The following is an 8,808-nucleotide window of genomic DNA, read 5'->3' on the forward strand; positions in this document are numbered from 1 at the left end:
GATTTGAGAATCTTCTTTATAGGCTTTTTCTATGGCAGGAATCATTTCCTGCTTTGTTTTTGCTTTAGAAATTCCAAAACTAGAACCCGCATTGTTAGGTTTTACAAAACAAGGTAAGCCAACTTTTTTAATAATTTCTTCCACATTAATTTCATCGCCTTTATTTAAAAAATAAGATGTAGCGGTTTTTATGCCATATTGTTTTACTACACTTAAACAATCACGCTTATTAAAGGTTAAAGCCATTTGGTAAAATGGTGCGGAAGTATGTTTTAATCCAATCAATTCAAAATAAGCCAAAATAGTTCCGTCTTCACCAGGATGTCCATGAATTGCATTAAAAACACAATCGAAAATTAGTTTTTTGCCATTAATTTCAGTTGTAAAATCGTGTCTATTTATAGGGAATTCTTTGTTGTCATCATCAACAAGTACCCATTTATTTTTAAGAATATGTACTTTATAAGTATTGTATGTTTCTTTTGAAATGTTTTTATAAACTACAGCGCCACTCTTCAATGAAATATCAACTTCTGAAGAATAACCACCCATTATTATGGCAATATTTTTTTTCATTTTATGTTTATAACTTTAACTACAAACTTACATATTTAAAGTTTAATGTTGAAAAGTTTGTAGTTAAAAAAACTGAATAACAACAAAATCTTAAAGTTTAAAGTTGCTACTTTAAACTTTAAGAAAATGGGTGATGAATAGCTTTTATTGTTGTTTCTCTTCAATAATTTATCACTTTTATGGATTAATTATTTAGAATTATGAAATTTTTATTAATAATTACAATGTTTTAACGTTTAAACTTTTGATCTTTTAAACTCAAAAAAAAGTATCTTTGCACAAATTAAAAAAAGAGAATATGAGTCTTATTCAATTTATAAAATCTAAAACGTTTTTAAAGCAATTGCTTTTTGCATTTGTAGGCTTAACAATATTTATTTTTGTGGTAATTAAATGGTTAAATATTACAACCAACCACAACCAAAAAATAGAAGTGCCTAACTTGGAAAAGATGAGTATAGAAAAGGTTGAAAAAACATTGAATGAATTAAATTTGAATCTAGTAGTTATAGATTCTACAAGTTATAATCCATTATACCCAAAAAAATCTGTAATAGAACAAAGTCCAGAAGCAGGTGACTTTGTTAAAGAAGGACGAAAAATTTATTTAACCTTGAATCCTTCAGGTTATGCAAATGTAGAAATACCTGACTTATTAGGTAAAACTAAAAGACAAGTTAATTCTCAATTAATTGCCATTGGATTTAGAATAAGTGAAAATGATGTTTATGTTTCAGACATAGCAAAAGATGTTGTTAGAGGTTTAAAATTTAACGGAAAAGATTTAAAAGCGGGGGATAAAATTCCACAAAATTCTGAAATCACATTAAAATTAGGTGATGGAAACGAAGGAGGTCAGTTTAATCAAGAAAAAACAGAGGAAGAAAACTAATGAATGTTGAAGAATTAGAAAAAGAAGAATTTTACGAGCACTTTAGATATATTGCTAACGATGGTCAAGAGCCATTGAGAGTTGATAAATTTTTAATGAATTTTATTGAAAATACGACTCGAAATAAAGTACAACAAGCGGCAAAGGCAGGAAATATTTTAGTGAATGAAATTGCTGTAAAATCAAATTATAAAGTAAAGCCAAAAGATGTGGTTCGTGTTGTTTTGGCACATCCACCACACGAAAATCTATTGGTTGCAGAAGATATTCCTTTAGATATTTTATTTGAAGATGATCAGGTTATTGTTGTGAACAAATCTGCTGGAATGGTAGTGCATCCAGGTCACGGAAATTATAGCGGAACCTTGGTAAATGCATTAATTCATCATATTGAAAATTTACCAACAAATTCTAATGAACGCCCAGGTTTGGTTCATAGAATTGATAAAGACACAAGTGGTTTGTTGGTAGTTGCAAAAACTGAATATGCGATGGCACATTTATCAAAACAATTTTTTGATAGATCTACAGAGCGTTTATATTATGCATTGGTTTGGGGAAATGTAGTTGAAGATGAAGGTAAAATAGAAGGACATATTGGAAGAAGTTTAAAAAACCGACTTCAAATGAGTGTTTTTCCTGATGGTGAATTTGGGAAACCTGCAATTACGCATTATAAAGTTATTGAGCGTTTTAGTTATGTTACTTTGGTGCAGTGTAAGTTAGAAACGGGTAGAACACATCAAATTAGAGCACATTTTAAACATATTGGGCATACACTTTTTAATGATGAGCGTTACGGAGGTGATGGTATTTTAAAAGGAACTACGTTTACTAAATACAAACAGTTTGTTGAAAATTGCTTTAAAGTTTTACCAAGACAAGCACTTCACGCAAAAACTCTTGGATTTGAGCATCCAATTACAAAAGAATTTATGCAATTTAATTCGGAAATACCACAAGATATTGTTGAGTGTCTTGAAAAGTGGAGAACTTATACCGAAAATCAAAAGTATTAAAATGAGCCGAGCATAACAAATTTGATACTTTAAGGAATGATTAATAGCGAACAGCAGTTGTTGCCACTAAAAAAAAATTAAACAGATGAAAGAATTTGATGTTGAAAACTGGAAGCGAAAAGATCAATATAAGTTTTTTAAAACCTATGAAGATCCATTTTTTAATATTACAGCTAATTTAGAAGTCACTAACCTTTATCGTTATTGTAAACAACATCATCTTTCTTTTTCATTAGCGTGTTTGTTTGTTGCTATAAAAAGTATAAATGAAATTCCAGAGTTTAAACTTCGTTTTAAAAATGATAAGGTGGTGTCTTTTGATTTGGTAAATATTGGCTCTACTGTTTTAAATGATGATCACACATTTTCATTTTGTGATTTCCCATATAAGTTTTCAATAATTGAGTTTATTGAAAGCGCAAAAGCAATAATTGAAAATCATAAAAAAGGAATAAAGTTTGATGCAAATGAAAATGAATTGGCAATTGTGCACTGCTCAACCATTCCTTGGGTTTCATTAACAAGTGTTAAACATGCAAGGAAAGGAGATGAGAAAACAATGGGAGTGCCAAAGATTGTTTTTGGGAAATGGTTTGAAGAAGCTGAATTAAAAAAAATACCCTTTTCAGTTGAAGTACATCATGCATTATTGGATGGTTTTCATGTAGGTCTTCTTTTTGAAAAAATGCAACTTTATATAAATGAACTAGCATAATTTTTTACTATTTTAAAATAACTACTTCATATTAAAATTGGCATAAATTATAACTAAATAATTGTAATTTTGTTTTACACTGAAAATGTAAAAAATGAAAATAGTAATATCACCAGCCAAATCATTAGATTTAGAAACTAAACCACCAACTTCACAATTTACAGAAGGCATATTTTTAGATGAAGCTTCAAGATTAAATGAAGTTCTAAAGAAGAAATCTCCAAAAAAGTTATCAGAATTAATGAATATTTCTTCCAACTTAAGTGAATTAAACTGGCAAAGAAATCAAGATTGGCAATTACCATTTACTTTAGAAAATGCAAAACAAGCAATTTTTGCATTTAAAGGCGATGTTTATATTGGATTAGATGCATATACACTTTCAGAAAATAAAATAGCCCAACTTCAAAATAAATTAAGAATACTATCAGGACAATATGGTTTGCTAAAGCCATTAGATTTAATGCAACCTTATCGTTTAGAAATGGGTACTAAATTAAAAGTGGGCAAAAATGATAACTTATATCAATTTTGGGATGCAACAGTTACTAATGCTTTAAATGAAGAATTAAAAAATGATGAGGTGTTTATTAATTTAGCCAGTAACGAGTATTTTAAAGTAATTAAAACGAAACTATTAAAAGTTCCTGTAATTACTCCCATTTTTAAAGATTATAAAGATGGTAAACTAAAAATGATTAGTTTTTTTGCGAAAAAGGCTCGTGGCTTAATGGTGCGATTTATAATTGATAATGCTATTGAAAATATTGAAGATTTAAAGAAATTTAATTCAGAAGGATATGCATTTGATATGAATTTATCAACTGAAAAGGAATTAGTTTTTACACGATAATTTATTAATTTTTTATAAATTGTATTGTTTTTTTATATATGTTTGTTCCTTTGTTTTACAAACAATATAAATAGATGTTTTTAAAATTGAAACTTGTTTATAATGAAATTTTTAGGTAGCAGTGTACTTATAAAGTACAGTGAGAAGTTTAGAAAAATGCAGACTTCTTTTAAATACATTTTTAAAACTTATGACTCCATTCAAGTCCTAAGTAAAAATAACGTATCTTTAGTATTAAGAGTATGATTTTAATTTTTTAACATTGTTAATGATAGCCAAATTTCATGGCATTATAATAAATTTTTTAACTTAAAATAGTAATGAATACTAAATATATCGATTTAATAAATCAAACATTTGATTTCCCCCAAGAAGAATTTAAAGTTGACTCGAAGAAGCACTTACATTTTCATGATATAGATACAATGGAGCTTGCTGAAAAATTTGGCACACCTTTAAAATTTACCTACTTACCAAAAATTAGCGAAAATATTCAAAAGGCAAAAGGATGGTTTAAAGAAGCAATGCGTAAGAATAAATACAAGGCAAAATATCATTACTGTTATTGTACTAAAAGTTCACACTTTAAGCATGTGTTAGATGAAGCATTAAGTAACGATATCCATATTGAAACATCTTCGGCAATTGATATTGATATTGTTGAAAGCCTTAAAAAAAGCGGTAAAATTACTGATAAAACCTATGTTCTTTGTAACGGATTTAAAAGAGATGAATATATAAAAAATATTCAAAAATTAATAAATAGTGGACATAAAAACTGTATTCCTATTATAGATAATTATGAGGAAATTGATTTACTTACTAATGGCTTACGTAAAAAAATTAATATTGGTATAAGAATTGCTTCAGAAGAAGAACCTAAATTTGAATTTTATACATCTCGTTTAGGGATTGGATATAAAAATATAGTTGAATTTTATAGAAGAGATATTAAAGAAAACAACAAAGTAAATTTAAAGATGTTGCATTTCTTTATAAATACGGGTATTAAAGATAATGCGTATTATTGGAACGAATTAAGTAAGTGTTTAAAAGTTTATATTAGTTTAAAACGAATTTGCCCATCGTTAGATAGTTTAAATATTGGAGGAGGATTCCCAATAAAAAATTCATTGGCTTTTGATTACGATTATGAATATATGATTAATGAAATTATATCTCAAATTAAAATTGCTTGTGATGAAGCCGAAGTTCAAGTACCGCATATTTTTACGGAGTTTGGCAGTTATACCGTTGGTGAAAGTGGAGGGGCATTGTATAAAGTATTATATCAAAAAAAGCAAAACGATAGAGAGCGTTGGAATATGATTAATTCTTCATTTATTACTACATTGCCGGATAGTTGGGCTATAAATAAACGGTTTGTTTTATTACCTTTAAATAGGTGGAACGATAATTATGAGCGTGTTTTATTAGGTGGTTTAACTTGTGATAGTGATGATTATTATAATTCTGAGCAACATATAAATGCTATTTATATGCCAGTTTACAAAGAAGAAAAACCTTTATACATTGGTTTTTTTAATACGGGTGCCTATCAAGAATCAATTGGCGGATATGGAGGTTTACAACATTGTTTAATTCCTCAGCCAAAACATATAATAATTTCGAAAGACAAAGACGGAAAATTAGAATATAAAGTTTTTAAAGAAAAACAAACAGCAAATGACTTTTTAAAAATATTGGGATATGAATAAAAGAACGTACGCAGGAATTCCTGAACAATACGCTAAAATTGAAACTTCAAAAGTAGTTTTAATTACGGTTCCTTATGACGGAACAAGTACTTGGCAAAAGGGAGCTGATAAAGGTCCTGAAGCTTTTTTAAATGCTTCAGAAAATATGGAACTATATGATATAGAAACAGATTCTGAAGTTTATAAAAATGGTATATTTTTAGCGGATGCAGTAACAGAAAATTCTTCACCTGAAAAAATGGTTGAAGCTGTTCATGCCGCAGCCAAATCATTTATAATAAAAAATAAATTTGTTACTTTATTTGGTGGGGAGCATTCAATTTCTATAGGTTCAATTAGAGCTTTTCATGAATGTTTTGACAGTTTAACTGTGGTGCAAATTGATGCCCATGCTGATTTGAGAAAAGAATATGATGGCTCTAAGTGTAATCATGCGTGTGCTGTATATGAAGCAAGTCAAAATACAAATTTAATTCAAGTAGGAATTAGAAGTATGGACAAAGCTGAAAAAACAGTGATGGATACGGATAAAGTATTCTTTGCACACGATTTAGCACAAGATGATTATTGGATGGAAAATGCTATTGATTTAATGACAAATAATGTATTTTTGACAATAGATTTAGATGCCTTTGATCCATCAATAATGCCATCAACTGGTACACCAGAACCTGGAGGACTTTTATGGTATGAAACATTAGAATTTTTGAAGAAAATCTTTAAAGAAAAAAACGTGGTTGGGTTTGATATTGTTGAATTATGTCCAAATGAAAAGGAAAAATCATCAGATTTTCTAGCAGCCAAATTGTATTACAAAATGTTAAGTTATAAGTTTGTTGATATTAGTGAAACTGATTACGATAACATTGATGGTTATAAAAAACCAACTAATAAAAACTCAAAATTTGAAGACGAAGATAATGACTACTAAAGGAGCAATTTCACAATTTATAGAAAAGTATTATTTACATTTTAACTCAGCAACCGTTGTTGATGCAGCTAAAGAATATGAAAATCAGTTGGCATCAGGTTCTAAAATGCTGGTTTCTTTAGCAGGAGCAATGAGTACGGCAGAATTAGGTAAGATTTTTGCCGAAATTATTAGACAAGATAAAGTTCAAATTATTTCATGTACGGGTGCAAACTTGGAAGAAGATATTATGAATTTAGTAGCACATTCTCATTATAAAAGAGTTCCAAATTATAGAGATTTAACACCTCAAGATGAATGGGATTTATTAGAAAAAGGTCTAAATAGAGTTACAGACACTTGTATTCCTGAAGAGGAAGCTTTTAGACGTTTACAAAAACATGTATTCAAAATTTGGAAAGATGCAGAAGATAGAGGAGAACGTTATTTTCCACATGAATTTATGTATAAACTATTACTTTCAGGTGTGTTAGATCAATATCACGAGATTGACCCTAAAAACAGTTGGATGATAGCTGCTGCTGAAGCCAATTTACCTATGGTTGTGCCAGGTTGGGAAGATAGCACTATGGGGAATATTTTTGCTTCATATGTCTTAAAAGGCGAATTAAAAGCAAGTACAATGAAGTCAGGAATTGAATATATGACTTTTTTAGCTGATTGGTATACTGATAATTCTAAAAATGGAATTGGATTTTTTCAAATAGGAGGAGGTATCGCAGGAGATTTCCCAATTTGTGTAGTACCTATGCTATATCAAGATATGGAACGACCAGAAACACCATTTTGGAGTTACTTTTGTCAAATTTCCGATTCAACAACAAGCTATGGTTCTTATTCAGGCGCTGTTCCAAATGAGAAAATAACTTGGGGTAAATTAGATATTAATACTCCAAAATATATTATAGAATCGGATGCAACAATAGTTGCTCCGTTAATTTTTGCCTATTTATTAAACATGTAATTTTTAAAGATGAAGAGAGTAATTGTAGATTATGCTAAATTAACGAGCGATATATTAGACCTATTAGTTGAGAAATTTCCAACTGGTTATGGTTATAAAGATATTATCACTTTTAAGAATGCGAAGGATGAAACAGTTAGAGCTGTAGAAGTAAGAACAGAAGATACTATTTATCTTGTTAAAATTAGTTTGAAATTGGAAGAGACTATGGAAGATTATGATGCTGATGAAGATAATTTTGATGATGCATATGATAATGATTTTGAAGGAGTTGCTGAAGATGAAGTTGAAGAGGATGATTAAAAATGATTCCTTTTAAAAATAAAAAAACCTGCTATAAGCAGGTTTTTTTATTAAATTAGAATATTAATTTACTTAATATTTAGATTCTTTACCTAATTCTTTTACTAATAAATAATAAACAATTGCTCTGTATTTATTTCTATTAGATTTTCCCATTTTTTCCATAACAGCTTCTATAGCATTATCTAGTTTAGCACCGTCTGAAAGTCCTAACTTTTTAATTAAGAAGTTGTTTTTTACAGTTGCCAATTCCTTTTCATCAGACCCAGATACTGTTTCAGCATCTTTTTTGTAAATTGAAGGTCCTAAACCTTTAGTAACTTTTGTAAATAAATCAGCATCAAAGCTAATCCCTAAATCTTTCATTGCACCCTGATAAAGGGCTATTTTTTCATCAAATTTACTCATGAGTAACGATTTTTTTTTATTAATAATAAATTTCCTTATTTCAAATATAAAAAATATTATTTGTTTAAAGATAATTTATTTTAACAATCTGAGATATTCACACTTAAGGGTTAACCTCCTTCAGAAGTTTCTTTAATATTTAGAGTTCATATTAAAAAAAAACTGAAAAAACCTCCCATTTTAATTTTTTTAGTGTTTAAATAGGACGCCTTTGTAAACTATGAATAATGTCAATTTTGCAAGATTGCAAAGGCTCTGTTGGCTTGTTAAATGACAATTAAAGGAATGATTCTTTTTAATTGTGACAAGTTGACATATTTTTTTCAATGGCATAATCATTGACTATTTGAAGTTGTAGTTTAAAAAAAATAAGAACAAAAAATAAAATAGTAAAGTTATGGGTAAAATAATAGGAATAGATTTAGGAAC

At 28.6% G+C, this 8,808-nt stretch carries 9 protein-coding genes and 1 pseudogene; 8 read left to right on the forward strand and 2 right to left on the reverse strand.

Annotated features, from left to right (window positions below; translation table 11 throughout):
* Positions 1-576: pseudogene (locus ABY863_RS11200) on the reverse strand (D-alanine--D-alanine ligase); the annotation flags it as partial.
* 298 nt (positions 577-874) lie between these two features.
* Here ABY863_RS11200 and ABY863_RS11205 point away from each other — a divergent pair.
* The 8 genes from ABY863_RS11205 to ABY863_RS11240 all read left to right on the forward strand — a co-directional run bounded on the left by ABY863_RS11205 (position 875) and on the right by ABY863_RS11240 (position 7,971).
* Positions 875-1,468: a PASTA domain-containing protein gene (locus tag ABY863_RS11205; RefSeq protein WP_372794847.1), complete on the forward strand. Its 594-nt coding sequence runs from the start codon at positions 875-877 to the stop codon at positions 1,466-1,468.
* Entirely contained in the window at positions 1,468-2,487 is a 1,020-nt protein-coding gene (locus ABY863_RS11210) for an RluA family pseudouridine synthase (RefSeq protein WP_372794849.1), read from the forward strand. The genes ABY863_RS11205 and ABY863_RS11210 overlap by 1 nt, the downstream gene beginning before the upstream one ends.
* A gap of 85 nt (positions 2,488-2,572) precedes the next feature.
* The gene (locus ABY863_RS11215) at positions 2,573-3,202 is read left to right on the forward strand and encodes a CatA-like O-acetyltransferase (protein ID WP_372794851.1); all 630 of its coding nucleotides are present in this window, start codon (positions 2,573-2,575) and stop codon (positions 3,200-3,202) included.
* 94 nt (positions 3,203-3,296) lie between these two features.
* Positions 3,297-4,055 (forward strand): peroxide stress protein YaaA, encoded by a 759-nt coding sequence (yaaA, locus tag ABY863_RS11220; RefSeq protein WP_372794853.1) that lies wholly within the window; start codon positions 3,297-3,299, stop codon positions 4,053-4,055.
* Positions 4,056-4,375: 320 nt separating this feature from the next.
* On the forward strand, positions 4,376-5,773 hold the full coding sequence (locus ABY863_RS11225; protein WP_372794855.1) for an arginine decarboxylase: 1,398 nt from the start codon (positions 4,376-4,378) through the stop codon (positions 5,771-5,773).
* Positions 5,766-6,704 (forward strand): agmatinase, encoded by a 939-nt coding sequence (gene speB / locus ABY863_RS11230; RefSeq protein WP_372794857.1) that lies wholly within the window; start codon positions 5,766-5,768, stop codon positions 6,702-6,704. The genes ABY863_RS11225 and speB overlap by 8 nt, the downstream gene beginning before the upstream one ends.
* The gene (locus tag ABY863_RS11235; RefSeq protein ID WP_372794863.1) at positions 6,694-7,668 is read left to right on the forward strand and encodes a deoxyhypusine synthase family protein; all 975 of its coding nucleotides are present in this window, start codon (positions 6,694-6,696) and stop codon (positions 7,666-7,668) included. Before speB ends, ABY863_RS11235 begins: the two co-directional genes overlap by 11 nt.
* Positions 7,669-7,677: 9 nt before the next feature.
* Complete coding sequence (locus ABY863_RS11240; RefSeq protein ID WP_372794859.1) at positions 7,678-7,971, forward strand: hypothetical protein; 294 nt, start codon at positions 7,678-7,680, stop codon at positions 7,969-7,971.
* A gap of 72 nt (positions 7,972-8,043) precedes the next feature.
* Here the strand turns inward: ABY863_RS11240 and ABY863_RS11245 are convergent, their stop codons facing one another.
* The gene (locus tag ABY863_RS11245) at positions 8,044-8,379 is read right to left on the reverse strand and encodes a DUF2853 family protein (protein ID WP_372794861.1); all 336 of its coding nucleotides are present in this window, start codon (positions 8,377-8,379) and stop codon (positions 8,044-8,046) included.
* Positions 8,380-8,808: the final 429 nt, after the last annotated feature.

This window comes from Lutibacter sp. (assembly GCF_041562875.1).
Classification (GTDB): domain Bacteria; phylum Bacteroidota; class Bacteroidia; order Flavobacteriales; family Flavobacteriaceae; genus Lutibacter.

Bases quoted from the DNA above. Each gene is read 5' to 3' on its own strand.
- ABY863_RS11210 (WP_372794849.1), top strand. From the start codon at position 1,468: ATGAATGTTGAAGAATTAGAAAAAGAAGAATTTTACGAGCACTTTAGA.
- ABY863_RS11225 (WP_372794855.1), top strand. From the start codon at position 4,376: ATGAATACTAAATATATCGATTTAATAAATCAAACATTTGATTTCCCC.
- ABY863_RS11245 (WP_372794861.1), bottom strand. From the start codon at position 8,379: ATGAGTAAATTTGATGAAAAAATAGCCCTTTATCAGGGTGCAATGAAA.
- ABY863_RS11215 (WP_372794851.1), top strand. From the start codon at position 2,573: ATGAAAGAATTTGATGTTGAAAACTGGAAGCGAAAAGATCAATATAAG.
- ABY863_RS11235 (WP_372794863.1), top strand. From the start codon at position 6,694: ATGACTACTAAAGGAGCAATTTCACAATTTATAGAAAAGTATTATTTA.
- ABY863_RS11205 (WP_372794847.1), top strand. From the start codon at position 875: ATGAGTCTTATTCAATTTATAAAATCTAAAACGTTTTTAAAGCAATTG.
- yaaA (WP_372794853.1), top strand. From the start codon at position 3,297: ATGAAAATAGTAATATCACCAGCCAAATCATTAGATTTAGAAACTAAA.
- speB (WP_372794857.1), top strand. From the start codon at position 5,766: ATGAATAAAAGAACGTACGCAGGAATTCCTGAACAATACGCTAAAATT.
- ABY863_RS11240 (WP_372794859.1), top strand. From the start codon at position 7,678: ATGAAGAGAGTAATTGTAGATTATGCTAAATTAACGAGCGATATATTA.